Origin of the sequence: Rheinheimera sp. (assembly GCF_037442345.1) — a bacterium.
GTDB lineage: Bacteria > Pseudomonadota > Gammaproteobacteria > Enterobacterales > Alteromonadaceae > Pararheinheimera.
This window is the reverse complement of sequence record NZ_JBBIQL010000020.1, coordinates 1-25,217: the sequence shown is the minus strand read 5'-3', so window position 1 is coordinate 25,217 and position 25,217 is coordinate 1. Positions and strand designations below refer to the sequence as shown.

Here is a 25,217-nt window from a genome sequence, read left to right as displayed (position 1 = left end):
ATAGAAAGGATCACGGCAATTACAACTCCAACAAAAGTAATGGTAGTGTAGATACGAAAATTATTTAACGCACCAAGCAGAGTCTTTACTTCCACCCGTCCCCAAATTAAAAACATGACAAACACAGCAAAGCGACTCCAACGACTGCACTCATTGGAATCGCGCCATGAATTTCTAAAGCTAGAAAACAAATTCCAGAGGAAAATTTACCCACAATAAACCAACTTTCTGGGTTAAGGAGTAGGTATCAATAGGGTCGGTTGAAAAAGGTGGGGTTATTTCAGCTTCACCTTACGCTCTTTGCTATGGCGTAAAAACGCCAGTAACTGTTCGATTTGCTCGTCCTTTAAATGGCTAAAAGACGGCATTTTGCTTTTATAGCGAAAGCTGTTGGCGTCTTTGATAAAGGCGCGCAGGTTAGCCTCGCTCCAGTATTCAGTGACATTTTTCGGCGCATTCAGCTCAGGCCCGACTTCACCGCCCTGCAGGTTGATGGAATGGCAGCTTAAACACTGGCTTTTAAACAACAAAAAGCCTTGATACAGCGCAGAATCCTGCGCAACCCCGCCAGGGTAAAGTGCGGCGTACGTCTCGGCAAAACTGACCAGTTCAATTTTCACCAGCTGATAAGGCCAGGGCTGCTGTTTGGCGGCGGCGCCCTGGGTCCAGACCAGGTAAAAAGGGGCCGGTGATAACTTGGCTTTGCCTTGGGTGACAGGTTCAAACTCAAAATCGGCTTTGCCAGCTTCGGCAAAAGCCAGAACAGGTTCACCAGAGAGTAAACTCAGCGGCATGGCCGGGGCGTAACCGTCGCTGGCCACCAGCTTTAATTCATCGCCCTGCATAGCACTTTGGTAGCCTGCCAGCGTCAGCACATCCGTCAGTAAAAAGCCCTGATAGCTTTTTTGTTGTTCATAGACAGGGTCATACAACTGCACAGTTTTTAGCGGCAATTGCTGCTTCAGCTCCGCCAGACTGAATTCAGCCTGCTTACCCGGCAGACTGACAGTCAGGTCGGCAGAAAAAACGTCAAAGCAACAAAGCAAAACGCAGAACCTGATCAGATGGCGCATAAAGCATGACCCAAAGACAAAGACTGTCTGAGCTTACAACGAAAAAGGGAATTTACAAACCAGAGCGGCGGCTGAAGTTTTACGCAAATGTTGGGTGGCAACCTCACCAGCCGGCATCCCGGCACACACATTGTCTGCTTTGGCTGCTTCCTTCCGGACCTGACCAGGTGAACAAACTAGCATTGCGGGAGGACCGATGAGGTCACCATTGAAGGTACCGGTAAACCGGTGCGCGCATTATCCGTAAAAGCCCCCTGGATGGCAAGGCAGGAATGGCTGCTTCAGGCATTTTCCGGGTAACGGGCTGTTATTTGCTGAAAAAACGCACGATACAGTTGCATATCCTGCTCAAAAGTCTCGCCTGTCTTCAGGCAAGGACCAAAACGCACTTCACGGCTGGCATAATCCAGCCCAATCAACGCCACTGGCACATCGGCCTGTTTGGCAATGTGCCAGAAACCGGATTTCCACTGTATAACTTTTTTACGGGTACCTTCAGGCGCCAGCCCAAGCAACATGGCGTCGCTTTGCTCAAAGCGTTGCACCACCTGCCCTACCACACCATGGGCTGCGCTGCGGTCCACCGCAATCCCACCAAGACGGGTTAACAAACCGCGCACCGGCCAGACAAAAATACTGTGTTTGCCTAAAAACGACACTTTGATATCCAGCGCCAGTACGGCGGCAATACCAATGAAAAAGTCTTGATTGGCAGTATGAGGAGCCACAGCCAGCACCAGTTTGCTTTGCTGTGGCATGGGCCCGGTGATTTGCCAGCCGCCGAGCAACTTCAGCAGCAAGCGGCCAATGCAACGGCCAAAACGGCTATGGCGTTTTGGCCAGTTTTCAGGCGTCTGGCGATAAGGCATTAAGGCTGCGCCAGCACCAGTTGATGGGCCTGCAGCACTTTTTTCAGCCGCTGCTGATTCACTGGCCCTAGCCGAATCATCTGACGCTGTGCCAATGGCAACTCCTGCAAGGCGCTGTCCGCATAGGTGTAGTACACATTCGGCTGCTCCAGCGCTATAGGTGGCGCTACTTCCGGTGTTTCCAGCAGCACTTTAATGGCCTGCTGCACACGGTCGCGGAACTGAGCATCCGGGTAACCAAGCTCCTGATACGCCTGCTGCATCAGCGGGTAATACTTTTCAAACACCTGCTTCAGTTCTGTCACGGAAATACTTTCCAGCAATTGCAGGTAAGGCTCATAACGGACAAAGTTATTGGGGCTGAGCAGCACCTGGCCGTCCTGCCGCTCCACCATAAACTTCTCTGTCATCGGCTGAAACAATGGCTGATTCTTCGGTAAGGTGCCCTGCGCCACGTTGTCGACGTACACCACAAAGCGGCGGATCATATCTTCAGTCACAAATAAGGACGACAAACCTGGCGCCCATTTCATCGCCAGTACCGCTGCTTTTACTTCAGTGTCGGAATTATCCAGATTCGGCAGTGACGGAGTGGGTTCCACCTCTACCGCATCGGGCAGCGGCTGCTCCTGCAATGGGGTTTCATCTTCGGCCTGTACCGTCAGGCTGTCGACAGGCTCCTGCTGTGCGGTCAGTACATCAGCAGGTTCCGGCTGAGTCTGGGTCACCGGGGGCGCCACCGGCACAGGCTCTGCGTCCGCAGCGGTGTCTTCGCGTAGAAAAAACCAGGCCAGCACCGCAATAGTTACCAGGACCACAGCCAGACCAATATAGTATTGTTGTTGGCCTGAGCCAGGCGTTTTTTCTGTCATAACTCCCTTATCCTTCTTCACTGCCAGAGGCCGGTTGAAAACGGCTCTAGCGTTGCATTTATTTGGCTTTTCAGCAATATATATCAACAGACTGCGGTTTTGGTTAAGAAGTTTCGATGCAAACCAGCAAAACAGAAAAAAAATCAACGAAGAAAATAGCCTTGCTGCTGACCGGAGGTGGCGCCAGGGCGGCTTATCAGGTGGGGGTGCTCAAAGCCATAGCTCAGCACTATCCACGCACCAGCGCCATTCCCTTTGACATTATCTGCGGCACCTCGGCCGGCGCCATTAACGGTACCGGCATTGCCTGTTATGCCTCCTGTTTTCACCTGGGGGTGAAAAAAATTGAATTTGTCTGGCGCAACTTTCACACAGGTCAGGTGTATTTTTCCGATTACCTGCGTTTGGGCTGGCATTTATTACGGGGCTTTTTAAGTAATTTTCAGGCTGATTATGCCAATAAAAAACCTGTCAGTTTGTTTGATAACAAACCCCTTAAGCTGTTGCTGCATAACATAGTGGATTTGCAGCGCATCGACCGCAATATTCAGGGCGGTTACCTGTCCAGTGTGTCGGTCACGGCGTCCTGCTACAACACGGGCGATTCCATCACCTTTTTCCAGTCAGACCTGGCTCAGGAATGGCGCCGGGCCAAACGTTGGGGCCGCAAAACCCTGCTGGGCATTCAACACCTGATGGCGTCTGCCGCCATTCCTTTGGTATTTCCTTCGGTGCGTATTCACCAGCAGTACTTTGGTGACGGCTCAGTCAACCAACTGTCGCCGCTCAGCGCACCCATTCATCTGGGGGCGGACAAAATTCTGATTATTGGCCTGGAACCCCCACGACCGCCGGATTTCAGTCATCAGATGCCACATCACCCAGGCCTGGCGACAGTGGCAGGGCACTTGCTGGATACTATTTTTGCCGACACGTTAAATGCCGATCTGGAGCGGATGAACCGCATCAATAAAACCATTGATACGCTGAAACAACATGGTATTCAGAGCGACTTAAAAAAAGTGGAAAGTTACCTGATCAACCCCAGCGTCAACTTTAACCAGATTGCCAGCCAGTATTTTTTAAACCTGCCGCTGGCGGTCCGTACTTTATTGAAGTTCATTGGCATCAGCCAACATTCCGAGTCGAGCCTGACCAGTTACCTGCTGTTTGAAAAACCTTATACCAGGCGGTTGATTGAACTGGGTTACGAAGACGCGATGCGGCAAATGTCGGCCATTCTGGCTTTTTTACAGGATGAAGCGGCAACTTAAAGCCGTCAAAAAACCAACAGTTGTGCTCAGTGATTTGAAAATATCTGCAATATCATTCACTTACTAAACTGGCACAATCCCTGCTTATCCCGCTTATCTACAGCACTGCGGAGAAAAGTAGTGGAATTATTTGGCTTACAGGATATGGCGCTGTTTGGCGCCAGTTATGCGGGTGTGACTCAGCAACCGCAATGGACGTCCGATGATCCGGTATCTTTAACCGAACAATTACAAACCAGCCTGGACCTGGCCGAGCAGTTGGAGATTTTCTCCATGGCGGCCGGCAAAGTCTTGCCGCTGCGTTCGTTGCAATTACAGACTGCAGTGGGCAAATATCTGGCTTCGGGGTCGGAGCCGGCTGAATCGGAACACCGCAGTATGCTGATGCTGAACGACCAGTGTCTGGCCGAATTGTGTTATCAGTCGGAACATCCGGTCACCCCTATGCAACAACACCAGTTATGGCAACTGGAGCGGCAATGGTTGTACCCGCTGCGCAATACGCTGGTGGTCGCCCGCTTACAGCAGCTGGCGCTGCGCGACAGTCTGACCAGCCTGGGCAACAGACGGCATTTTGACGATCAGTTTGCCAAAGCGCTGCAGTTGGCGCACAGACGCAACGAAGACTGTGCCCTGATCCTGTTGGATCTGGATAACTTTAAGCACACCAACGACAATTATGGCCACCATGCTGGCGATGATGTGCTGTTGGCCGTAGCGGATGCCATGCGTCAGACCTTGCGTGCCAGCGACGGCCTGTTCCGTTTTGGTGGCGATGAGTTTGCGGTGGTCCTGAGTGCAGAAGATGCCGCCTGCGCAGAGCTGGTGGCGCACCGGCTGGTAAAAGCCATCAACCAGCACCATCAGTGTCAGCAGTTTGAAGTGACTGCCAGCGCTGGTTTAGCTCAGCTGACACCGGGTGAGCAAGCCGCCACCCTGTTTGCGCGCGCCGACGATGCGTTGGCACAGGCTAAACTGGCCGGTAAAAACGCCGTCAAAGTGTCACTGTTGAATCAGGCCTGATCCAGCCTTTGAATATCGGGCCCGTGTTGCCACAGCAGCCGGGCCTTCGCCTGATCGTCCGCACAGTTCCCTGTGATCCCAGCCACCGCCAGCACCTGTCCTGCCTGCACCAGCACCGGCAGTTGCGCTCTTTGCCAGGGCGGAATCTGCCAGAGTTTCAGCCATTGTTTCAGTGTTTTGTGATGCCGGGCTCCGGCAGGTAAAAATGGCCAGTGGTACTGACCAAAACACAGCTGCAGCGGCAGGCTGGTATCATAGAGCAGTGCCGTCCCTTCCCCCTCTGTGGTCAGTTGCACGCTGCCCAGCTCATGTGGTAAGTGCAGCAGGCTGCCGTCCCAAACCAGACTTTGCGCCTCGGGAGCAAACTGCGGCTCAAGCAGGTACACCCACTGCTGAAAGCGCCGTAGCTGGTATTGCTCCAGCTGCAACAATGGCTGCGCATCCTGCCTTGCCTGTACCAGCTCGGTAAAAAAAGTGCTCAGCCAGCCACTGGACGGGTTCAGTTGCCATTGGGCCAGCCAGTGCCGTACCAACAGCTGCTGTTCAATCAGTGGAAACTGCGCCAGCTCCTGCAAATTCAGCCGCTGCCCTTGCTGCACCTGAGACAGCACAGGTTCAATCTGTTGCTGCTGCCAATGCCACAGCTCCCGCACATGCTGCTGGCTGCGCAGTGCATTGCTGCGAAAACTCGGCCAGCGCTGTTGCAACAAAGGGATCACTTCGTTGCGCAGGAAGTTGCGGTCAAAGCGGCTGTTGCTGTTGCTGTCATCTTCGACAAAATCCAGTTGTTCTGCTGCCGCGAAGTCTTCCAGCTCGGCACGGCTAAATGCCAGTAAAGGCCGCAGCATATGGCCCTGCGCAAAAGGCTGCACTGCAGCAATACCGGCCAGGCCAGCCAGACCAGCGCCCCGTTTGAGCGCCAGCAACATAGACTCCAGCTGATCATCGGCATGATGGGCCGTCAGCAACACGGTATCGCTCTGCTGCACAAAAGCTGCCAGTGCGTCATAACGAGCTTGCCGGGCTTTGGCTTCGAGATTGGCCCCCCCATCCAGCTTCACCCTGACCGACTGAAAAGGCACGGCGCGCAGCAGACACTGCTCGGCACAGAAGGTGGCCCAGTCATTGGCGTATTGGCTTAAACCGTGGTGGATATAAACGGCTTCCAGTTCGAACTGATGTGCGCGACGCAGACGCACACAGAGCTCAAGCAGCACCATGGAATCCAGCCCACCAGACAAGGCCAGTACCAGCTTTTGTGGCGCCAGGGGTTTGAGTGACGCCATCAGCGCCTGCAGTAATTTAGAGGTCATAAAAAACCGCCTGGCGGCGGTTTTTCCTTAGCTTGTCAGCAATAACCAAACGACATCAGGCGTTTATAGCGTTTGTCGAGCAACTCTTCAAGGCTGAGTTTTTCCAGCCGGTTTAAGTCGCGGATTAACGCCTGTTTCAGACTCTGAGCCATCTGGTCATGCGCACGGTGCGCGCCGCCCAAAGGTTCGCTGATAATATCGTCAATCAGGTTCAGCTCTTTTAAACGTGGCGCCGTAATGCCCATCGCGTCTGCGGCTAACGGGGCTTTTTCGGCACTTTTCCACAAAATAGACGCACAGCCTTCAGGGGAGATCACCGAATAGGTGCTGTATTGCAGCATATTCACCTGATCACCCACACCAATGGCCAAGGCTCCACCCGAACCACCTTCACCTATCACGGTACAGATCACCGGCACTTTCAGGCCAGCCATCACTTTCAGGTTACGGGCAATAGCTTCACTCTGACCGCGTTCTTCTGCACCTACCCCTGGGTAAGCACCGGGGGTGTCAATAAAAGTAACGATGGGCAATTTAAACCGTTCGGCCATTTCCATCATGCGCAGTGCTTTGCGGTAGCCTTCAGGTTTCGGCATCCCGAAGTTACGTTTGATTTTTTCTGCGGTATCACGGCCTTTCTGGTGGCCAATCACCATCACAGTGCGGTCCCCCAAACGGGCGGTGCCGCAGACGATGGCCGGGTCATTGGCAAAAGTGCGGTCACCGGCAAACTCGTCAAAGTCCGTAAAAATATGCTTGATGTAGTCCAGCGTGTAAGGACGCAATGGATGACGGGCCAACTGCGCCACCTGCCATGGGCCCAGCTCAGAGAAGATCTTTTTGGTCAGAGTCAGACTTTTCTCTTTGAGTTTGGTGACCTCTTCTTCCAGGCCTATATCGTATTCACCGTTGCGGCTGACCTTGCGCAATTCTTCTATTTTGGCTTCAAGTTCCGCAATCGGTTGCTCAAACTCTAAATAATTCAGCATCATCGACTGTTACTACCTTAGTTAAAATCCAGTTGTATTGTTGCTAATTGCTTTAATTGATGCAACAAAGCGTCTGTGGGGGTCACCCACCATTCGGTTCCCAGTGCCAGCATCACTTCGCCTTCGTCGCGCTGGTAACGCAATCGAACCGGCACTGTCCCTTGTTTAAATTCGGTCATCGCCTGCTGCAAGTGCGCTAAATAATCACCCTGCATTTGCTGGCTTTTCACAGTTAAGGTCAGGGATTTTAAGCACTTTTCCCTGGCAGCTATAATGTCCGTCACTTCGCGGCCGGTCATTGTAAGGCCGCCACTGAAATCATCAAAGCTGACCTGTCCCGACACCACCAATATTTTGTCTTTTTGCAGCAGATGCTCATAAGTTTCAAAAGGTTCGGGGAAAAAGCGTACATCTAAACGCGCCGATTTGTCATCCAGCGTCACAATGGCCCAGCGCCGGCCCTTTTTATTGATCATGGTACGCACTGACAGCACCAGACCTGCCGCATGCACTGTCTGGTCACGCCGGGTCGGTTGCATGTCCACCAGCCGGCCCGACGCATAATGCGGCAGTTCAGCCAGATAACGGTTAATGGGGTGACCGGTTAAATACAGGCCCAGGGTTTCCCGCTCGCCTTCCAGCCAGACTTCATCCGGCCAGACCGGTACCTGCTTAAAGGCAGCCGCTGAATTCTCTGGCTCTGGCGCCATCAGGCCAAATAAATCGGTCTGGCCGACCGCTTCAGCTTTGGCCTGCTGCTCAGCCCCCCGCATGGCCTCTTCCAGAGTCGCCATCATCGCCGCTCTGTGTGGGCCTAACTTATCCATAGCGCCGGATAGAATCAGCTTTTCAATGACACGCCGGTTTAAGCGTTTTAAATCAACTTTGTTACAGAAATCGAACAGGTCAACAAATTTTCCATGCTGCTGCCGCGCTTCCAGTATCGCCTCGACCGGTCCCTCACCCACACCTTTGATGGCACCGATCCCATAGACGATATGTCCCTGTTCGTTGACGGTAAATTTGTACAGACCAGAGTTCACGTCGGGCGGGATCAGTTTGAGCTGCATGCGCTCACATTCATCGACCAGAGTGACGATTTTATCGGTGTTGTCCATATCGGCGGACATCACCGCCGCCATAAATTCCGCCGGGTAATGCGCCTTCATCCACAGCGTCTGGTAAGACACCAGAGCATAAGCAGCGGAGTGTGATTTGTTAAACCCGTAACCGGCAAATTTCTCTACCAGATCGAAGATTTTCATCGCGAGCTCGGCGTCCACACCATTTTTGACCGCCCCATCGCGGAAGGTGTCTCGCTGCTTGGCCATCTCTTCGGGTTTCTTTTTCCCCATAGCCCGGCGCAGCAAATCAGCGCCGCCCAGGGAATAGCCCGACAACACCTGGGCAATCTGCATCACCTGCTCCTGATACAGAATAATGCCGTAGGTGGGTTCCAGCGTGGCTTTTAAGGACTCATGCTGCCAGGTGGCATCCGGGTAGGAGATTTCTTCACGGCCACGTTTACGGTCGATAAAGTTGTCCACCATGCCTGACTGCAGCGGGCCTGGCCGGAACAAGGCCACCAATGCAATCATATCCTCGAAGCAGTCTGGCTGCAGACGACGGATCAGGTCTTTCATACCACGGGATTCCAGCTGGAACACCGCCGTGGTATCGGCCTTCATCAGCACGCTGTAACTTTTTTTGTCGTCCAGTGGAATGGTGTTGATATCCACCAGCGGCTTGCCTTCACGGCTCAGCCGCTCATTGGCCATATTGACGGCCCATTGCAAAATAGTCAGGGTGCGCAGACCCAGGAAGTCGAACTTGACCAGACCCGCATATTCCACATCGTTTTTATCAAACTGGGTAACGGGGTTTTTGCCTTCGTCGTCACAATACAGAGGTGCAAAATCAGTGATTTTAGTCGGCGCTATCACCACACCACCGGCATGTTTACCGGCGTTGCGGGTGACCCCTTCGAGCTGACGCGCCATATCAATCAGGTCTTTCACCTCGCTGTCCGACTCATACAGCTCAGGCAGGCGCGGCTCTTCGATAAAGGCCTGCTCCAGTGTCATGCCCGGTGTTGGTGGCACCAGCTTGGAAATACGATCAACAAAGCCGTAAGGATGGCCCAGCACCCGGCCCACATCGCGGATCACCGCTTTGGCCGCCATAGTACCGAAAGTAATAATTTGTGATACGGCTTCGCGGCCATACATGTCGGCCACATGCTCTATCACTTCGTCACGTCTGTCCATACAGAAGTCGACGTCAAAATCGGGCATCGACACCCGCTCAGGGTTCAGGAAACGTTCGAACAGCAGATCAAATTCCAGCGGGTCCAGGTCGGTAATTTTCAGCGCATAAGCGACCAGGGAGCCGGCGCCCGAGCCCCGGCCAGGCCCCACCGGAATGTCGTTGTCTTTACTCCACTGGATAAACTCCATCACGACCAGGAAGTAACCGGGGAAGCCCATCTGGTTAATCACGTCCAGTTCAACCTGCAGACGCTCATCGTATTCACCACGCCGCTCAGCTCGCACCGCAGGGTCCGGAAACAGCTGAACTAACCGATTTTCCAGGCCTTCCCGTGATTTCATTACCAAAAAGTCGGCGTCGGACATACCGCCGGTCGGAAAAGCCGGCAGGAAGTATTCGCCAAGCCGGATGGTGACGTTACAGCGTTTGGCAATTTCTACCGAGTTTTGCAGTGCTTCCGGGATGTCGGCGAACAGCTGCTGCATTTCTTCAGCGGAACGTAAATACTGCTGCTCACTGTAATTTTTTGGCCGACGCGAATCTTCCAGCGTGTAGCCATCATGAATAGCCACCCGGATTTCGTGGGCAGGAAAGTCATCCGGGCTCAGCATCACCACTTCGTTGGTGGCGACCACCGGCAGTTGCTCACGCTCCGCCAGCTCCACCGCCATCTGAATATAAGTTTCTTCATCGGCACGGCCGGTGCGGATCAGCTCAAGGAAAAAGCGGTTCGGAAAATGCTGCCGGTAAAACTGCACCAGCGTCTCAGCCGACTGCGCATTGCCCTTAAGTAAGGCCTTGCCCAGCGGGCCCTCTTTGCCACCCGACAGCAGGATCAAACCTGCGCTGTATTTTTCCAGCCAGTCGTGGTCAATTTGTGGTTTCCCCTGCACATGGCCGCGCAAATAGGCGTCAGACAACAACAGTGTCAGGTTGGCGTAGCCTTCGTTGTTGGCGGCAAGCACCAGTAAACGGCAGGCTTCATTCGGAAACAGCGGGTGTTGCACCCAAAAATCGGCCCCTACCAGAGGTTTGATCCCGGCCTCATGGGCGGTGCTGTAAAAACGCACCAGACCACACATATTCATCTGATCGGTCAGCGCCAGCGCTGGCATACCCAGCTTTTTCGCAGCGCCCACTATAGGTTTGATCTTTTTGATGCCGTCGACCATCGAAAAGTCGCTGTGCACCCTTAAATGAATAAAAGCCGGTTCAGCCATGCATGGCCTCCAGCACGTCTCTTACCGGTTTGAAACTGCGTCTGTGTTCACTGATCACTCCATGCTGACGAATGGCCGCCAAATGTTCGGCCGTTGGATAACCTTTGTGACCGGCAAACCCATAATGCGGGTAGCGCTCCGCCAGCAGGGTCATTTCCGTATCCCGTGCCACTTTCGCCAAAATAGAAGCGGCGCTGATTTCAGGCACCAGCGCATCACCTTTCACCACAGCACTGGCGGGCATCACTAAGCCCTGCGGTATGCGGTTACCATCCACCAGCACCCATTCAGGCTGAACGGATAATCCTTCAACAGCCCGGCGCATCGCCAGCATGGTGGCATGCAGAATATTCAGGCTGTCAATTTCATCGACTTCAGCGCGGCCCAGGCTCCAGCACAACGCCTTGGCTTTAATTTCATCGACCAGCAGCAGGCGTTTTTTTTCACTGAGCTTCTTTGAGTCGGTTAAACCGGCAATGGGCTGGTTCGGGTCCAGGATCACTGCAGCAGTGACCACAGCCCCCACCAAAGGGCCACGACCCACTTCATCGACCCCCGCAATCAGACTGACGGCCGGTCGTTGGTACAGCGCCGTCATGGTTTGCGCTCCAGCACAGTGGCGATGGCATTGGCCGCCTGGGCACTGGCGTCACAACGAATACGGTGATGCAAGGCAGTAAATGCCGATAACAGGGGCTGCCTCTGTTCTGGGTTCAGCCAGGGTTGCATTGCCTCTACCAGGTTTTGCACTGTGACCTGTTCCTGAAGTAATTCGGGTACCAGGGCTTGGTCTGAAAGCAAATTTGGCAAACTGAAAAATTTGAGTTTCACCAGGCGTTTCGCTATCTGGTGAGTCAGCCAGTTCAGCTTATAACCAACGACCATGGCTGTTTTTGCCAGCATGGCCTCCAGGGTTGCTGTTCCTGAAGCAATAAAGACCGCATCGGCAGCGGTCAGCACCCCGCGGGCTTTGCCAATTTCCAGCTGTACGTCAAGCTCTGGCGCGACCTGTGCTTTGATGGACTTAAAGAGTTCAGCTTTTTGTTCAGTCACCATATTACAGATCAGCTGTAACGCAGGCTGTTGCTGCTTCAGTTTGGCAGCCGCCCGCAGAAAGTCCGCCGCCAGCAGTTTAATTTCATTGCCGCGGCTGCCCGGCATTAAAGCCAGCACCGGCTGTGCCGAAGACAAACCCAGTTCGGTTTTAGCCGCAGCTTTATCCGGATCCACCGGCATTTGGTCAGCCAGAGTATGGCCAACAAAAGCACAAGGCACCTGATGCTGGTCATAAAAGGCCTTTTCAAAAGGCAGCAGCGCCAGCACCAGATCGGTGGCTTTGGCAATTTTAAAAATGCGTTTTTGCCGCCAGGCCCAGACCGACGGGCTGACGTAATGCACAGTTTTCAATCCGGCTTCTTTCAGCTTCAGCTCTACCGGAATATTAAAATCCGGCGCATCAATGCCAATAAACACATCCGGCTTTGCTGCCATCAGCCGCTGCAGTAGCTGTTTACGGACCTGCAATAAACGAGGTAAACGACCCAGCACCTCGACCAGCCCCATCACTGCCAGCTCTTCCATATCAAACCAGGCCGTAAACCCCTGAGCTTTCATCCGGGGGCCGCCGATGCCAAAAAATTCAGCATCCGGATACTGTTGTTTTAAAGCACGGATTAAATCGGCTCCGAGAATATCGCCTGAGTGTTCGCCGGCAACCAGAGCAATACGGCGCGGCGCTGTTGGTGGAAAAGAAATCTGTTCTGTCATGCGTTTGTCTGAGAAAGCAGTATTGGCTGCCTGTTCTGATCCTGATGAAAACTATCCTACCCTGATGCGCTGTGCTGGCGCCAGAGATTAAAAAGCCGGAGCAAGTCCGGCTTTTCTGCGCAGTGCAAACTAGCGGATAATACCGCGGCTGGAACTGGCAATAAAATCCGTGAATAACTTCACTTCAGCAAATTCTGCTGCTTTGTCTGCCAGGGCATCCAAGGCTTCCTGAACTGTTAAACCTTTGCGGTACACCTCTTTATAAGCCCGGCGTACTTCCAGAATGGCATCTGCACTGAACCCCCGGCGTTTCAGTCCTTCAACATTGAGGCCAGCCGGCACCGCGTGGGAGCCGTGCGCCATCAGATAAGGCGGAACATCTTTCACCACGATGGAACCACCGCCAATAAAGCTGTGCGCCCCAATATGACAAAACTGATGGATACCGCTCATGCCACCTAAAATCACCCAGTCGCCAACATGCACATGGCCCGCAGCCTGGGCACCGCTGGCGAAAATGACATGATCACCAATCACACAGTCGTGCGCCACGTGAGTGTTATTCATAAACAGGTTGTTCGAACCAATACGGGTTACGCCCTGATCCTGTACTGTGCCTCTGTGCACTGTGCAGTTTTCGCGGAACACGTTGTTATCGCCTATGACCAGCTCTGTTGGTTCACCTTTGTACTTCTTGTCCTGGCAGTCTTCACCAATGCTGCTGAACTGGTAAAAATGGTTGGCTTTGCCAATTTTGCTTGGCCCTTTGATGACCACATGGGATTCCAGCACAGTGTCATCGCCAATCTCGACATTGGCCCCAATCAGACAAAAAGGCCCGATTCTGACGTTGTTTCCTATACGGGCAGAAGCATCAATCACAGCGGTTGGATGGATCATATTAAAGCTCTCTTCGGGCACACATCAGTTCTGCAGTACAAACAACCTGACCGTCCACTTTGGCCTCACCATAAAACTTCCATAAATTGCGGCGTTCTTTTAAAAACTTCACTTCCAGAATCATCTGGTCACCCGGCGTCACCGGCTTTTTAAAGCGGGCTTCGTCAATAGCAGCAAATAAATACAGTTCGTTTTCTGCTCTTTCACTGACAGTTTTAAAACCCAGAATACCTGTAGCTTGCGCCAGAGCTTCCAGAATCAGTACGCCAGGGAAAATAGGCATGCCAGGGAAGTGCCCGGTAAAAACAGGCTCATTGATGGTGACGTTTTTGACAGCCGTTAAGGATTCACCCGGTGTGTAATCCAGCACCCGGTCAATCAGCAAAAAAGGATAACGGTGCGGCAGTAAAGCCATGATCTCCTGGATTTCCAGGCTGTTAAGTTGGTTAGCCAAAATGAACCTCTTGTGTAGTTATTCGTCCTGAGGCGGAGCTGAACTCAGACGTTGTACCTGTTGTTCCAGTTCCCGCAGCTTCTGATACATCTGATCCAGTTGGCGAAAACGTACGCTGTTTTTCCGCCACTCCAGATTGCTGCTGGCCGGTGTGCCTGAGGAATAGATACCTTTTTCAGTAATGGACTTAATAATCATCGACATGCCGGTGATTTGAACCCCATCACAGATGTCCATGTGACCATTAATAGCACAGGCCCCGCCGATAATGCAGTAACGCCCTATTTTAGTGCTACCGGCCACCACAGTACAGCCTGCAATAGCGGTATGGTCCCCAATCTGCACGTTATGGGCAATCTGCACCTGATTATCCAGGATCACATTATTGCCAATGAGGGTGTTTTCCAGAGCACCACGGTCAATAGTGGTATTGGCACCAATTTCACAGTCATCACCAATCACCACAGTGCCGGTTTGCGGTATTTTAACCCAGCGGCCACGTTCATTGGCAAAACCAAAGCCATCAGCGCCTATCACAGCGCCACTGTGCACCAGGCAGTTTTTCCCCAGTTGAACCCGGTGATAGAGCGTGACATTGGGCCAGATTTTACAGCCAGCGCCAATCACCGCACCTTCGCCGATAAAGCAACCTGCGCCTATCTGCACATCCTCACCAATCACGGCACCAGCCGCAATCACCACATTGGCACCAAGCTGCACTGAATCAGGGACGGTGGCGGTTGGGTCAATTTGAATGCTGGCAGCGCGGCCATAAGCCGCAGCCGGGGTTGAATCCAGCCACTGCGCAATACGGGCAAAAGCCACATAAGGGTCTTTGACCACTAAGGCATTCACCGGGCAGAATTCGAGATCCTCTTCTTTGATCAACACAGCTCCAGCTGTCGTTGCCTGCAGAAACTTGCGGTACTTGCTGTTGGATAAAAAACTGACTTGCCCAGAAGTGGCTTCTTCTAATGTGCCAACGGCACTTATCAGTGCCGTTGCATCCCCATTCAGCTGAGCGCCCAGGCGCTCAGCCAGTTCAGCCAGGGTAAAAGCTGTCATTATTTTGCTTTGCTCACCTGGTCGATCACCGCTTTAGAGATGTCGAATTCAGGTTTCACATGAACAGCAGCCTGAGAGCTTAAAATCAGGTCGTAACCATCTTTGGCGGCAATGCCATCAATGGCATTTTTCACCAGACCCATCAGCTTGTTACGCTCTTCGCCCTGACGACGACGGTAATCTTCGTCCAGAGGGCGAGCCAGTTGCTCGTAGTTCTTCATTTGCTTTTCCATTTCAGCCTGCAGAGTTTTCTTCTGCTGGTCATTCATGGTGGCGCCATCACGTTTCAGCTTTTCCTGATTAAAGGCAATGTCTTTTTCCAGTTTCTGAACGTCAGCGATACGGCCTTCAAATTCCGCTTTCAGTGTGTTCTGGATGGTGGTGGTCTGAGGTAAACCAGACAGGATAGACTGAACATCTACAACACCAATTTTCATTTCTTTCGCCGCCGCTGTGCCGGCCATCATCAAACCAGCCAGCAACACTACTGCAGTTTTGGCAACGTTTTGCTTGAACATCTTGTTTCTTTTCCCTTCAAAATTTTTAGAATGTTGTACCAATATTGAAACTAAAGTTTTCTTGATCGTCACCGTCGTACTTTTTAATGATTTTCGCCAGACTGAAGGTCAGCGGGCCCATTGGTGAAATCCACTGTAAAGATACACCAGCCGTAGCCCGAATTAAACCAGGATCTGAGTAATCCAGCAGCTCTGGTGTATAAGTTGAAGTGGCGTAACGACTTAAACCGATGTAACGGTTCATATCGAACTCGGTATCCCAGACGTTACCGGCATCCACAAACAGACTGGTGCGGATCTGGTTGACGTATTCCTCACCAACAAAAGGAGTTGGTGTGATCAGTTCCAGCGTCGCAATCGCCATGGCGTTACCGCCCATAGAGCGGGTCGACACATAATAACTGTCTTGCGACGGATCTGTCGGTAACCCAGAACCGCTGCCGCCCAGACTAGGCAAGCCAGGTACAGAATTCACCACACGATAAATTGCATGAGGGCCGATAATACGGGCTTCAAAACCTCGCAGGTTCTGTCCGCCGGCATAGAAGTTATCGGTAAATGGCAGCGTATAGTCGTAACCGTCTTTGTCACCATAACCATTGCCATACCCCAGTTCCAGCTTACTCAGGAAAGACCAGCGGTGGTCATTGCTGAGCGGAATGTATTTGCGGGCTTCGAAGGTGGTTTTGTAGTATTGCAGGTCCGAATTCGGTGTAGTCACGCGGCCTGTTAATACCATTTCATGACCTGCTGTCGGGAATAAACCACGGTTCAGCGTGCTTTGCACCCAGGACGCGATCAGCTCATAGTTGGTAAATTTAAAGCCACCATCCGGATCGGTTTTATCCAGCAACACAGCACGGAAATGACGGTACTGATCCACTTCTGTCAGTGAGTTAATTTCGTTCACGGCATAGTTGGTACCGAAATTCAGCCGGTTGTACTCGTTGATTGGGTAACCAATACTGGCACCAAAGCCGTAACGCTTCTGTTTATAGGCTTCCAGGTTCGACGACAGACTGGTGTAGTCGGTGTCTGAGTAGAACACCTGGCCACCCAAACTGACACCATCCAGGGTAAAGTATGGGTCTGTCACCGACAGACTGACCTGCTTGTTGTATCTGTTGGTACTCAGGTTAATACCAGCCGAGTTACCTGTACCAAAGAAGTTCTGTTGTTCGACGCCAATCTGGAACGACAAACCCTGGAAATCGCCGTAGGCAATACCGGCATTAAAACTACCGGCAGGCTGTTCTTTGATGGTGTATTTCACATCGACGTTATCGTCCACGCCAGCCAGTGGTGTGGTTTCAAACTCAACTTTTTCAATATAAGGCAGACGCTGGATACGCTCTTTTGACAGCTCCAGGGCATCGTTGGACAACCAGGCACCTTCCATCTGTCGCATTTCACGGCGCAGCACTTCGTCTTTGGTGGTGACGTTACCCGCCACGTTGATACGACGGACATAGACCCGTTTACCCGGGTCAACACTGATGGTCAACGCCACTTCTTTGGTATCGTCGTTGATCGTCGGAATAGTGCGGACTTTGGAATTGGCATACCCAAAACGGGCCAGCAGCTTGGCGATGCTTTCTTCGGTGTAAGTGACCAAAGCACCGTTGTACAGTTGTCCAGCTTTTAATGGCACCAGGGCTTTGATGAAGTCGTCCTGGCCTATTAAATCACCGACAAAATCGACACCGGTAATGGTGTACTTTTCACCTTCAGTGACATTCAGTGTTACGTACACAGAGGTTTTGTCTGTGCTAACCGACACCTGATTGGCATCAATGTTAAAGCGCAGGTAACCGCGGTCAAGGTAATAACTGCGGATCTTCTCAAAGTCGCCTTGCAGCGTTTGTTTCTGGTACCGGTCAGACGACAGGAAACGCCACCAGGGCAAGTCGTACATCGACTCGATATTGTTCAGTAACTCTTCGTCACTGAACACTTCATTACCGACGATGTTGATCTGACGAACTGAAGCCGCATCACCTTCTTCAAACTCAATCTTCAGGTTCACCCTGTTGCGAGGCAGGTAAGTGACGTTCATTTTCACTGTCGCGTTGTATTTACCCACGCCGTGATAGAACTCGGTCAGACCGTTTTCAACTTCTTTGATAATGGTTTTGTCGAGCGGTTCACCGACCACAATTTTCTGCCCGGTCAGGCTTTCGGTCAGTTGCTCTTCTTTGATGTCTTTGTTGCCATCAAATTCAATGTTATTGATGGTTGGACGCTCTTTCAGCCGGTAAATCACCGTATTGCCGTTGCGGTAAACCTGAATATCATCAAAATGACCTGCGGCATACAAGGTCTTGATACTACGGGATAACGTCGCTTCGGTGACAGTGTCACCAATGTTAAACGGCAAATTATTCAGTGCCGCCCCTAAAGCGACCCGTTGCAAACCTTCCACCTGAATGTCTTGCACGGTAAATGATTGTTCAGCGAGCACCGAGTTACTTAAGCCAGCAAGTAACATCGCAGCTACTAATCGTTTAATTGTCATTGTTTAGGACTACTTTTTGATTAGTTATTTACAAACGAGAAATATCGTTGAGCAGCGCAATTCCCATTAACGTCAGCAGTAACAGGCTTCCAATCCGGAAACCCAGTTCCTGCGCTTTCTCAGAGACAGGTTTACCCCGTATAAGTTCCAGCACAAGATACATTAAATGACCGCCATCCAAAATAGGCAGGGGCAGTAAATTTATCACCCCAAGGTTCACGCTAATCAGCGCCAGAAAAGATAAAAACGCAATAAAACCAATATCGGCGCTGCTGCCCGCCCCTTGTGCTATGGAAATGGGGCCACTTAAATGCTTCACAGAAATGTCGCCAAAAATGAATTTGCCGAGCATCGAAATGGTCAGTCGGATCAGTTGCCAGGTTTTCTCCATCCCTACCCAGACCGCCTCCAACGGGCCATACTGCTGCGTGAACTGCATATGCTCTGGCCACGGCAGCACTGTAGGGCTGACGCCTAAATACCCCTGATGAAAACCATCGGCCGTTTCCCGGCTTTGTGGGGTCACATCCAGGGTCAGATGTTCGCCATCCCGCTCCAGGGTAAATTGAAGTAATTTATCCGGGTTATTCTGTACCTGCTGCACCAGAGCCTGCCAACTGGCAACTGCTTGACCGTTAATGGCCAGAACAGTATCGCCCACTTGCATACCTGCCAGCTGCGCAGCAGAGCCAGGCTCCAGCTGACTGATTTTAGTCAGCACTTCAGGCCTTAATGGTTCAATACCCAAGCTGCCAAATACACTTTGTTTGTCCGGGTCAAACTGCCAGTGGGTTAAATCCAGTTGCACACTTTTCTGCTCGCCTTGTTCGGTTCGCACAGTCAGTTCAGCACTGCGTTTTCCAACGGCCTCAACCAGCAACAAGCTGACAGCACGCCAGTCTTCCGCGGTTTCGCCATTGACAGCAAGAATTTGCGATTTAGCCGGAACAGCGGCTGCGGCGGCCACGGAGTCCGGTGCCACCTGACCAATCACAGGGCGGATATTGGGTACACCTATCAGGTACATCAACCACAGCAAGGCAATGGCAAACAGGAAATTCGCCAGCGGGCCAGCCGCAATAATGGCCATACGCTGCCAGACCGTTTTGCTGTTATAGGTTAAATCCTGAAACTGGGGTAACACCGGGTCAGTGCGTTCATCCAGCATCCGCACATACCCCCCCAAAGGAATAGCCGCAATCACATATTCGGTGCCCTGGCGGTCACGCCAGCTGTACAGGGCTTTACCAAAACCTATGGAGAAACGTTTGACCAGTACACCATTCTTACGGGCAACCCAGAAGTGGCCAAATTCATGCACTGTCACCAGGAGGCCAATAGCCACCACAAAACTCAGCAAGTTCCACAACAAATCAGACATCAGGGGTTCTCTTTAATCTTTTGGCGCACAAAAGCACGGGCTTCGCCGTCCAGCTGCAAAATATGCTCCAGGCTGCAGGCTTTGACCGCAGCAAAGTGGTCCAGTGCCAGCGCATTAAAGCGGGCTATATCGGTAAAGCGGATTTGCCCGGCCAGAAAGGCCGCCACACTGATTTCATTGGCAGCATTCAGTGCTGTGGTCGCGCCCTGACCTGCCGCACAGGCCTGTTTGGCTAAATACAGACAAGGGTAACGTTGGTCACAGGGTTTAGCGAAACTAAATTCAGTCAAAGCAAAAAAATCCAACGCTTTGACCTGAGTGCTGATGCGCTGAGGAAAGGCCAGCGCATGCGCGATAGGGGTACGCATATCAGGTTGCCCCAACTGTGCCAGCACAGAGCCGTCGCTGTATTGCACCATAGAGTGAATAATGCTCTGCGGGTGGATCACCACCTGAATATCATCAGGTTGACAGTTAAACAACCAGCGGGCCTCAATAAACTCCAGCCCCTTATTCATCATGGTGGCGCTGTCGACTGAAATCTTCTGTCCCATGACCCAGTTCGGGTGCGCCACCGCCTGAGCCGGGGTAATGCTGTCAAATTCAGCCAAATCCTTATGCAAAAAAGGACCGCCACTTCCCGTCAACAGCAGTTTGCTGATGCCATAATCTGCCAGTCGCTGATTGGCCGTATCTTGCTGCAGGGCGGCCGGTAAACACTGGAATATCGCATTGTGTTCGCTGTCGACAGGCAACAAGGTAGCGCCATGTTGTTTTACTTTCTGGATAAACAGCTCACCCGTCATCACCAGCGCTTCTTTGTTGGCCAGCAATACAGTTTTACCCTGCTCCACCGCCGCTAAGGTCGGCAATAAGCCGGCCGCACCAACAATAGCGGCCATCACAATGTCAACTTGCGGGTGAGCAGCCAGTTCTGACAAAGCCGCAGTCCCACTCAGTACTTCAGTCGAAAGGCCTGCATCCGACACCGCCTGTTTCAGCAGAGTGGCTGCATTGACGTCCGTCATCACAGCATAAACAGGCTGAAACTGGCGGATTTGTTCAAACAGCTTTGGCCAGTTTTGGGCAGCTGTCAGGCCAAAGACTCTGTACTGCTCAGGGTAAGCCGCCAGCACATCCAGGGTGTTGCAACCTATTGAGCCTGTTGCGCCTAAGATCAGCACCGTGCGCATCAGGCAAAACCTCCGAGCAGTGCCAGCAATAAAGCATAAAGCGGCGCAGTGGCCGTCAGGCTGTCAATCCGGTCGAGAATGCCGCCATGGCCCGGAAAGATACTGCCGCTGTCTTTTAAACCTGCGACCCGTTTAAACATACTTTCCGACAAGTCACCAAACACGGAAAGCAGCGTCAGTAACAGCGCCGCCAGATACCAGGTCAGGGTTTGTTCCGGCCAGCCAAGGTAGGCAGCCACGCCAGTGACCAGCAACAGCACCATGGCAAAACCACCGGCCATACCTTCCAGGGTTTTACCCGGACTGACGGCGGGTAATAATTTGTGTTTGCCAAAAGGCTTACCGACCAGGTAGCCGCCTATATCAGCCGCCCAGACAATGCCGAGCAACAGAAAAATCAGCCAGGCACCTGTGTAGCTGTCCTGATAATAATTCACTGAACGTACCAGCAACACCGCAGTCCAGGCAGGCACCAGCGTAAACCAGCCCATCAGCGCACGCCGAAGATGGCCCTGGCTCCAACTGGTACTGCTTTTTGGAAAACTCAGCACCAATAACACTGCGACCAGCCACCAGAGCACCCCAAGGCCCAACATCAGCGAGCTCAGATTGTCCATCTGCACAGGCCAATAGGGGGTTGCAGGTAAGGCCAGATAAAGCCCCAGCATACTCAGAGCAATCAGGCTGCAATACAGCAACTGGCTGCTCAGCTTGCGGTAACCACAAAACAGGCTCCATTCCCAGGCACCAATCAGAAAGGCGGCAGAAATAAAGATGGCAAAATAAGGCAGGGGTAAAAAGAATACGGCACAAAGCGCCAGAGGCGCCAGCACCAGGGCAGTGATCACTCGTTGCTTAAACAAAGTTGTTATCCTTGTATCGAGCGCATAGCCAGCTCACGGATCTGGGCACCGGTGCAGCCAAAACGCCGTTCCCGGCAGGCAAAGGCTGCTAACGCCTCAGAAAACACCTGCTCATCAAAATCCGGCCACAAAGTGTCAGTGAACCAGAGCTCCGCATAAGCGGCCTGCCACAGCAAAAAATTGCTGATGCGGATGTCACCGCCAGTGCGGATCAACAAGTCCAACTCTGGCTGGTCAGCCATCTGAACGAATTGTCCCAACTGCTGCTCAGTGATTTGCTCCGGGTTCAATTGCCCTTCGGCGACCTGACGGGCCAGCTGCTGAGCCGCATTTACCATATCCCAGCGCCCGCCATAGTTGGCAGCCACATTCAGGGTTAAGGCGGTATTGCCGGCGGTAAGCTGTTGCGCTTCTTTAATATGTTGTTGTAATTTTTCGCTAAATGGTGACAAGTCACCAATAATGTTCAACCGGACATTGTTTTTGTGCAGGCTTTTGGCTTCCTGCTGCAGAACCAGTAAAAACAGCTGCATTAAACCCGACACTTCATCTTCCGGACGACGCCAGTTTTCGCTGCTGAAGGCAAATAAGGTCAAAGAGCGGATGCCCAGTTTACGGCAAAAGCTGACTGCCCGCCGCACCGCGTCCACCCCTTTTTTATGACCCCAGACCCGCGGTTTACCCTGCCGCTCTGCCCAGCGTCCGTTGCCGTCCATAATAATGGCAACATGTTGTGGCAAGGCATGTTCTAATGCCTGTTGCACCTCTGTCATTGAATACTGACCTTATAACCGCAATAAAAAACGCCGCGAAGTGTTGCTCCCACGGCGCTTATTTCACCAATTGGTCTATGACCAATTAAACTTCCATCAGTTCTTTTTCTTTTGCAGCCAGAACTTCATCGACCTTTTTTACCCACAGGTCGGTAATTTTCTGGATCTCGTCTGATGCACGACGCTCATCATCTTCACTGATTTCTTTGTCTTTTAACAGCGCTTTTAAATCTGCATTGGCATCACGGCGGATATTACGTACAGCAACACGGGCGCCTTCCGCTTCACCACGTACCACTTTCACCAGATCTTTGCGACGCTCTTCAGTCAGCGGCGGCAGAGGAATACGCATGGTGGTGCCAGCACTCACCGGGTTCAGGCCTAAATCAGACATCAGAATGGCTTTTTCTACCGCCTGGATCAGGCTTTTATCAAAGACGGTAATCATCAGGGTACGGGCGTCTTCCACTGAGACGTTGGCGCACTGGCGCAGTGGGGTATCAGCACCGTAATAAGACACCTGGATGCCATCCAGCAAGCTTGGGTGAGCACGACCGGTGCGAATTTTGGAAAGTTGATTCTTCAGCGCGTCCACGCTTTTTTCCATCCGGGTTTTGCTGTCTTGGAGAATATCGTTAATCACTTTGGCTATTCCTTAATTCTGCTTCACCAAAAAATGGCGGTCAGTTTACTGTAATTTTTCGGCGTGGTCGATCACTGTGCCTTCTTCTTCACCCAGTACCACACGTTTCAGTGCGCCCGGAGTGTTCATATTGAAGACCCGAATTTGCAGGTTATGGTCACGCGCCAGCGTAAAAGCAGCTAAATCCATCACTTTCAGCTCTTTTTCCAGAACTTCTGTATAAGTCAGCTTGCTGTACATAGTGGCGGCAGGGTCTTTCACCGGATCAGCCGAATACACACCATTGACCTTGGTCGCTTTTAATACGGCGTCGGCTTCAATTTCGATACCACGTAAACAAGCCGCAGAGTCTGTGGTAAAAAACGGGTTGCCGGTACCGGCAGAGAAAATCACCACCCGGCCGGATTTCAGCAGGCTGATGGCTTCGGCCCAGTTGTAGTCATCACAGACGCCATTCAGAGGAATAGCTGACATCAGGCGGGCGTTGACAAAAGCACGGTGCAGCGCATCACGCATCGCCAGACCGTTCATCACAGTGGCCAGCATACCCATATGGTCGCCCACCACCCGGTTCATGCCAGCTTTAGCCAGGCCTTCACCACGGAAAATATTACCACCACCGATCACAATGGCCACCTGAACACCCAACTCCACCAGTTCTTTAATTTCTGTGGCCATCCGGTCCAGCACTTTGGGGTCGATACCAAAGCCTTCTTCCCCCATCAGGGCTTCGCCGCTCAGCTTTAACAGTATTCTTCTATAGGCTGGTTTTGGATTGCTCATGGAGTCCTCTTCTTCTCTGTTGTTAGATATCCGGTGTCGGTTTTCAGCGCAGGCAGTGAGGGCCTGGCTTTTCTATCTTTGGATAAAAGAAAACCGCGACGGCGCTTGGCGCGGTCGCGGTTATTCTAGCTGGTTTCGAAGTATTGCTAAAGCAGCAATTACTTCTTGGCAGCAGCGATCTGAGCCGCTACTTCGGCAGCGAAGTCAGTTTCCTGCTTCTCGATACCTTCACCCACTTCCATACGGATGAAGCTGGTCGCTTTCGCGCCATTTTGCTTCAGGAATTCACCCGTAGTGATGGCTGGATCTTTCACGAACGGCTGACCGGTCAGAGAGACTTCGCCGGTGAACTTGGTCATACGACCAGCAACCATCTTCTCAGCGATTTCTTTTGGCTTGCCGCTGTTGATCGCGATTTCAATCTGAATTTCCTGCTCTTTGGCAACAACTTCAGCTGGCACGTCTTCTGGCGTCAGGTAAGACGGGTTGTTCGCAGCAACGTGCATAGCCACGTCTTTGGCGATCTCTTCGTTACCGCCTTCCAGTACAGTCAGAACACCGATACGGCCTGAGTGGATGTAAGAACCGATCACGGCGCCTTCAACCAGGTTGATACGACGGATGTTGATGTTCTCACCGATTTTAGCGACCAGAGTAGCGCGGGTTTCTTCCACAGTAGCTTCGCCTAAAGAAGCAGCGTTGATGGCGTCTACAGTCAGCAGTTTGTTGGCGTGAGCCAGATCTGACACTGCATTAGCGAACGCCAGGAAGCTGGCGTCACGGGCAACGAAGTCAGTTTCACAGTTGAATTCGATAGCAATACCGAAGCCGTTACCAACGCGGGTCAGTACCACACCTTCAGCAGCAATACGGCCAGCTTTCTTGGCAGCTTTAGCCTGACCATTTTTACGCATCAGTTCGATGGCCGCTTCGATATCACCAGCGGTTTCTTCCAATGCTTTTTTACAATCCATCATGCCAGCGGCGGTGCGCTCGCGTAATTCTTTTACTAAGGCAGCTGATACGGCCATGGGAATTCCTCGCAAAATTTGGGATAAACAAACAGGGGCTTGCGCCCCCGTGAGCATATAAATGCCAGATGCCGCCTTTATGACAAAGGCGGCAATTCACTGCAATTATTCAGCAGCGACGAAAGTTTCGGCTTCAGCCTGAACTTCGATGTTTTTGCTGCGACCTTCAGCGACGGCCTGGTTGACAGCACCCAGGTATAACTGGATAGCGCGGATCGCGTCATCGTTACCAGGGATTACAAAATCAACGCCTTTTGGATCTGAGTTGGTATCAACTACAGCAACGACAGGGATACCCAGGTTGTTGGCTTCTTTGATGGCGATGTGCTCGTGGTCAGCGTCGATCACGAACAGAACGTCAGGCAAACCGCCCATATCTTTGATACCGCCTAAGCTCTTTTCCAGCTTGTCCATCTCACGGGTACGGTCT

The 25,217-nt window shown here is 52.1% G+C and carries 23 protein-coding genes and 1 other RNA gene; 2 read left to right on the top strand and 22 right to left on the bottom strand.

Going from position 1 to position 25,217, the window contains the following annotated elements; genetic code table 11:
* Positions 1 to 275: 275 nt before the first annotated feature.
* The 4 genes from WKJ04_RS13165 to WKJ04_RS13150 all read right to left on the bottom strand — a co-directional run bounded on the left by WKJ04_RS13165 (position 276) and on the right by WKJ04_RS13150 (position 2,814).
* Positions 276 to 1,073: a c-type cytochrome gene (locus tag WKJ04_RS13165; RefSeq protein ID WP_337880824.1), complete on the bottom strand. Its 798-nt coding sequence runs from the start codon at positions 1,071 to 1,073 to the stop codon at positions 276 to 278.
* Between the two features lie 101 nt (positions 1,074 to 1,174).
* An RNA gene (ffs, locus tag WKJ04_RS13160) (signal recognition particle sRNA small type) lies at positions 1,175 to 1,272 on the bottom strand.
* Between the two features lie 82 nt (positions 1,273 to 1,354).
* Positions 1,355 to 1,942: a 1-acyl-sn-glycerol-3-phosphate acyltransferase gene (locus tag WKJ04_RS13155; protein WP_337880823.1), complete on the bottom strand. Its 588-nt coding sequence runs from the start codon at positions 1,940 to 1,942 to the stop codon at positions 1,355 to 1,357.
* Positions 1,942 to 2,814, bottom strand: a complete 873-nt coding sequence (locus tag WKJ04_RS13150; RefSeq protein WP_337880822.1) for a DUF3014 domain-containing protein — start codon at positions 2,812 to 2,814, stop codon at positions 1,942 to 1,944. The genes WKJ04_RS13155 and WKJ04_RS13150 overlap by 1 nt, the downstream gene beginning before the upstream one ends.
* Positions 2,815 to 2,930: 116 nt before the next feature.
* Between WKJ04_RS13150 and WKJ04_RS13145 the strand changes: the two genes are divergently transcribed.
* Positions 2,931 to 4,088, top strand: coding sequence for a patatin-like phospholipase family protein (locus tag WKJ04_RS13145; protein WP_337880821.1), 1,158 nt, complete (start codon positions 2,931 to 2,933; stop codon positions 4,086 to 4,088).
* 120 nt (positions 4,089 to 4,208) lie between these two features.
* On the top strand, positions 4,209 to 5,111 hold the full coding sequence (locus WKJ04_RS13140; protein WP_337880820.1) for a GGDEF domain-containing protein: 903 nt from the start codon (positions 4,209 to 4,211) through the stop codon (positions 5,109 to 5,111).
* Here WKJ04_RS13140 and tilS read toward each other — a convergent pair.
* From tilS to rpsB, 18 genes are all read right to left on the bottom strand, one after another.
* The gene (tilS, locus tag WKJ04_RS13135) at positions 5,102 to 6,424 is read right to left on the bottom strand and encodes a tRNA lysidine(34) synthetase TilS (RefSeq protein ID WP_337880819.1); all 1,323 of its coding nucleotides are present in this window, start codon (positions 6,422 to 6,424) and stop codon (positions 5,102 to 5,104) included. The two genes, WKJ04_RS13140 and tilS, sit on opposite strands and share 10 nt — an antisense overlap.
* A gap of 35 nt (positions 6,425 to 6,459) precedes the next feature.
* Entirely contained in the window at positions 6,460 to 7,416 is a 957-nt protein-coding gene (gene accA / locus WKJ04_RS13130) for an acetyl-CoA carboxylase carboxyl transferase subunit alpha (RefSeq protein ID WP_337840653.1), read from the bottom strand.
* A gap of 14 nt (positions 7,417 to 7,430) precedes the next feature.
* The gene (gene dnaE, locus WKJ04_RS13125) at positions 7,431 to 10,901 is read right to left on the bottom strand and encodes a DNA polymerase III subunit alpha (RefSeq protein ID WP_337880818.1); all 3,471 of its coding nucleotides are present in this window, start codon (positions 10,899 to 10,901) and stop codon (positions 7,431 to 7,433) included.
* Positions 10,894 to 11,499 carry a ribonuclease HII gene (gene rnhB, locus WKJ04_RS13120; RefSeq protein WP_337880817.1) on the bottom strand — a complete coding sequence of 202 codons (606 nt, stop codon included), beginning with the start codon at positions 11,497 to 11,499 and terminating at the stop codon, positions 10,894 to 10,896. The genes dnaE and rnhB overlap by 8 nt, the downstream gene beginning before the upstream one ends.
* Complete coding sequence (gene lpxB / locus WKJ04_RS13115) at positions 11,496 to 12,668, bottom strand: lipid-A-disaccharide synthase (RefSeq protein WP_337880816.1); 1,173 nt, start codon at positions 12,666 to 12,668, stop codon at positions 11,496 to 11,498. Before lpxB ends, rnhB begins: the two co-directional genes overlap by 4 nt.
* Before the next feature lie 129 nt (positions 12,669 to 12,797).
* Entirely contained in the window at positions 12,798 to 13,568 is a 771-nt protein-coding gene (lpxA, locus tag WKJ04_RS13110; RefSeq protein ID WP_337840657.1) for an acyl-ACP--UDP-N-acetylglucosamine O-acyltransferase, read from the bottom strand.
* A gap of 1 nt (position 13,569) precedes the next feature.
* A complete protein-coding gene (gene fabZ / locus WKJ04_RS13105; protein ID WP_337880815.1) occupies positions 13,570 to 14,022 on the bottom strand; it encodes a 3-hydroxyacyl-ACP dehydratase FabZ in 453 nt (150 codons plus the stop codon).
* An 18-nt stretch (positions 14,023 to 14,040) separates the two neighbouring features.
* Positions 14,041 to 15,087 carry a UDP-3-O-(3-hydroxymyristoyl)glucosamine N-acyltransferase gene (gene lpxD / locus WKJ04_RS13100; RefSeq protein ID WP_337880814.1) on the bottom strand — a complete coding sequence of 349 codons (1,047 nt, stop codon included), beginning with the start codon at positions 15,085 to 15,087 and terminating at the stop codon, positions 14,041 to 14,043.
* The gene (locus tag WKJ04_RS13095) at positions 15,087 to 15,605 is read right to left on the bottom strand and encodes an OmpH family outer membrane protein (RefSeq protein ID WP_337840660.1); all 519 of its coding nucleotides are present in this window, start codon (positions 15,603 to 15,605) and stop codon (positions 15,087 to 15,089) included. The genes lpxD and WKJ04_RS13095 overlap by 1 nt, the downstream gene beginning before the upstream one ends.
* Positions 15,606 to 15,630: 25 nt before the next feature.
* Positions 15,631 to 18,120, bottom strand: a complete 2,490-nt coding sequence (gene bamA, locus WKJ04_RS13090; RefSeq protein WP_337880813.1) for an outer membrane protein assembly factor BamA — start codon at positions 18,118 to 18,120, stop codon at positions 15,631 to 15,633.
* A 28-nt stretch (positions 18,121 to 18,148) separates the two neighbouring features.
* Positions 18,149 to 19,501: a sigma E protease regulator RseP gene (rseP, locus tag WKJ04_RS13085; RefSeq protein ID WP_337840662.1), complete on the bottom strand. Its 1,353-nt coding sequence runs from the start codon at positions 19,499 to 19,501 to the stop codon at positions 18,149 to 18,151.
* Positions 19,501 to 20,694 carry a 1-deoxy-D-xylulose-5-phosphate reductoisomerase gene (gene ispC / locus WKJ04_RS13080; protein ID WP_337880812.1) on the bottom strand — a complete coding sequence of 398 codons (1,194 nt, stop codon included), beginning with the start codon at positions 20,692 to 20,694 and terminating at the stop codon, positions 19,501 to 19,503. Before ispC ends, rseP begins: the two co-directional genes overlap by 1 nt.
* Positions 20,694 to 21,557 (bottom strand): phosphatidate cytidylyltransferase, encoded by an 864-nt coding sequence (locus WKJ04_RS13075; RefSeq protein ID WP_337880811.1) that lies wholly within the window; start codon positions 21,555 to 21,557, stop codon positions 20,694 to 20,696. Before WKJ04_RS13075 ends, ispC begins: the two co-directional genes overlap by 1 nt.
* A gap of 5 nt (positions 21,558 to 21,562) precedes the next feature.
* Positions 21,563 to 22,330 carry a polyprenyl diphosphate synthase gene (uppS, locus tag WKJ04_RS13070; RefSeq protein ID WP_337880810.1) on the bottom strand — a complete coding sequence of 256 codons (768 nt, stop codon included), beginning with the start codon at positions 22,328 to 22,330 and terminating at the stop codon, positions 21,563 to 21,565.
* Between the two features lie 85 nt (positions 22,331 to 22,415).
* Positions 22,416 to 22,973: a ribosome recycling factor gene (gene frr / locus WKJ04_RS13065; RefSeq protein ID WP_337840666.1), complete on the bottom strand. Its 558-nt coding sequence runs from the start codon at positions 22,971 to 22,973 to the stop codon at positions 22,416 to 22,418.
* 45 nt (positions 22,974 to 23,018) lie between these two features.
* Entirely contained in the window at positions 23,019 to 23,756 is a 738-nt protein-coding gene (gene pyrH / locus WKJ04_RS13060; RefSeq protein ID WP_337840667.1) for a UMP kinase, read from the bottom strand.
* A 158-nt stretch (positions 23,757 to 23,914) separates the two neighbouring features.
* Positions 23,915 to 24,787 carry a translation elongation factor Ts gene (tsf, locus tag WKJ04_RS13055; RefSeq protein ID WP_337840668.1) on the bottom strand — a complete coding sequence of 291 codons (873 nt, stop codon included), beginning with the start codon at positions 24,785 to 24,787 and terminating at the stop codon, positions 23,915 to 23,917.
* A 105-nt stretch (positions 24,788 to 24,892) separates the two neighbouring features.
* Positions 24,893 to 25,217, bottom strand: a 325-nt coding sequence (gene rpsB / locus WKJ04_RS13050; protein WP_337880809.1) for a 30S ribosomal protein S2, incomplete at its 5' end; no start/stop codon positions are given.

Bases quoted from the DNA above. Each gene is read 5' to 3' on its own strand.
- lpxB (WP_337880816.1), bottom strand. From the start codon at position 12,668: ATGACAGAACAGATTTCTTTTCCACCAACAGCGCCGCGCCGTATTGCT.
- bamA (WP_337880813.1), bottom strand. From the start codon at position 18,120: ATGACAATTAAACGATTAGTAGCTGCGATGTTACTTGCTGGCTTAAGT.
- WKJ04_RS13145 (WP_337880821.1), top strand. From the start codon at position 2,931: ATGCAAACCAGCAAAACAGAAAAAAAATCAACGAAGAAAATAGCCTTG.
- tilS (WP_337880819.1), bottom strand. From the start codon at position 6,424: ATGACCTCTAAATTACTGCAGGCGCTGATGGCGTCACTCAAACCCCTG.
- lpxD (WP_337880814.1), bottom strand. From the start codon at position 15,087: ATGACAGCTTTTACCCTGGCTGAACTGGCTGAGCGCCTGGGCGCTCAG.
- accA (WP_337840653.1), bottom strand. From the start codon at position 7,416: ATGATGCTGAATTATTTAGAGTTTGAGCAACCGATTGCGGAACTTGAA.
- ispC (WP_337880812.1), bottom strand. From the start codon at position 20,694: ATGCGCACGGTGCTGATCTTAGGCGCAACAGGCTCAATAGGTTGCAAC.
- lpxA (WP_337840657.1), bottom strand. From the start codon at position 13,568: ATGATCCATCCAACCGCTGTGATTGATGCTTCTGCCCGTATAGGAAAC.
- dnaE (WP_337880818.1), bottom strand. From the start codon at position 10,901: ATGGCTGAACCGGCTTTTATTCATTTAAGGGTGCACAGCGACTTTTCG.
- rseP (WP_337840662.1), bottom strand. From the start codon at position 19,501: ATGTCTGATTTGTTGTGGAACTTGCTGAGTTTTGTGGTGGCTATTGGC.
- WKJ04_RS13155 (WP_337880823.1), bottom strand. From the start codon at position 1,942: ATGCCTTATCGCCAGACGCCTGAAAACTGGCCAAAACGCCATAGCCGT.
- WKJ04_RS13165 (WP_337880824.1), bottom strand. From the start codon at position 1,073: ATGCGCCATCTGATCAGGTTCTGCGTTTTGCTTTGTTGCTTTGACGTT.
- pyrH (WP_337840667.1), bottom strand. From the start codon at position 23,756: ATGAGCAATCCAAAACCAGCCTATAGAAGAATACTGTTAAAGCTGAGC.
- uppS (WP_337880810.1), bottom strand. From the start codon at position 22,330: ATGACAGAGGTGCAACAGGCATTAGAACATGCCTTGCCACAACATGTT.
- WKJ04_RS13150 (WP_337880822.1), bottom strand. From the start codon at position 2,814: ATGACAGAAAAAACGCCTGGCTCAGGCCAACAACAATACTATATTGGT.
- tsf (WP_337840668.1), bottom strand. From the start codon at position 24,787: ATGGCCGTATCAGCTGCCTTAGTAAAAGAATTACGCGAGCGCACCGCC.
- WKJ04_RS13095 (WP_337840660.1), bottom strand. From the start codon at position 15,605: ATGTTCAAGCAAAACGTTGCCAAAACTGCAGTAGTGTTGCTGGCTGGT.
- rnhB (WP_337880817.1), bottom strand. From the start codon at position 11,499: ATGACGGCGCTGTACCAACGACCGGCCGTCAGTCTGATTGCGGGGGTC.